This is a genomic window from Streptomyces sp. NPDC017890 (genome assembly GCF_044328675.1).
Classification (GTDB): domain Bacteria; phylum Actinomycetota; class Actinomycetes; order Streptomycetales; family Streptomycetaceae; genus Streptomyces.
The window spans coordinates 1-1,135 of the sequence record NZ_JBIRHU010000164.1 but is presented as its reverse complement, the minus strand read 5'-3'; the positions used below and the strand labels follow the sequence as shown (position 1 = coordinate 1,135).

The 1,135-nt window shown below is 54.5% G+C and carries 1 protein-coding gene and 1 rRNA gene; both read left to right on the top strand.

All coding sequences use genetic code 11. The annotated features are described in order from the left end of the window. Positions 1-192 (top strand): hypothetical protein (locus ACH4F2_RS36270; RefSeq protein WP_398136836.1); only part of this gene is annotated, 192 nt, incomplete at its 5' end. A gap of 552 nt (positions 193-744) precedes the next feature. After that, positions 745-1,135 (top strand): 16S ribosomal RNA (locus ACH4F2_RS36265); the annotation flags it as partial.

The following is a 1,135-nucleotide window of genomic DNA, read 5'->3' as shown; positions in this document are numbered from 1 at the left end:
GATTCGTTGAAAGCCCGCGTCAAGGAAAAGCTGCTGAGGCAACTCGCCGAGGACGGTCGGCACCCGATCCAGGAAGCTGAGGGTGACGATCCCCGGTTGGTGTCGATCAACGACGACCTCGAAGCGTTGGAACAGGCCGAGGAAGGCGATCCGATCGTCGAAGAACTGGCCGAGAGGTACTGGGTTCCGTGAAGTTTACCGACCGCAGTGCTCTGACCTGGCGATTTGGTGTTGTGTTGATCTTCGCGTAACTTTGTCCAGGTCAGAGCGACACGGACACCGACTCCCACCTGCGAGGGTGAGTGACACGAGGTTGTACGAAGTGCCTGACCAAATTTCGAAGTAGTTTCCATCGTGTATGGTTGTGCTTCACCTCCAGTTGTTCTCCGAATGTTCAGCGGTTTGCGCCGATGATCACGATGGGATAGGCTGGAAAAGTTGCCCCGGAGCGGCGGCCATAGGGTCGTGGTGATGGTGTGTGCGTGTTCTTTGAGAACTCAACAGTGTGTCGATGAATGTCAGTGCCAAAATTAATTTGGTACTTCACATGTCGGATGATGTTCCGGGCCTTCGGGTTTCGGTTCTGATGTTCGGGGTGTGAGTATTTTTCGTCGGTGATTGTTCATTCTTCCGTCTGAATGGTTGCCGACACATTTTTTGCTAGTTGAGTTTTTTTGCTAGTGATTTGACTCTTTTTGTCTATGACTGATTAGCCGGCCTTCGGGTTGGTGATATCTAGAGTCTTCAACGGAGAGTTTGATCCTGGCTCAGGACGAACGCTGGCGGCGTGCTTAACACATGCAAGTCGAGCGGTAAGGCCTTTCGGGGTACACGAGCGGCGAACGGGTGAGTAACACGTGGGTGATCTGCCCTGCACTTCGGGATAAGCCTGGGAAACTGGGTCTAATACCGGATATGACCTCCTATCGCATGGTGGGTGGTGGAAAGATTTATCGGTGCAGGATGGGCCCGCGGCCTATCAGCTTGTTGGTGGGGTAATGGCCTACCAAGGCGACGACGGGTAGCCGACCTGAGAGGGTGACCGGCCACACTGGGACTGAGACACGGCCCAGACTCCTACGGGAGGCAGCAGTGGGGAATATTGCACAATGGGCGAAAGCCTGATGCAGCGACG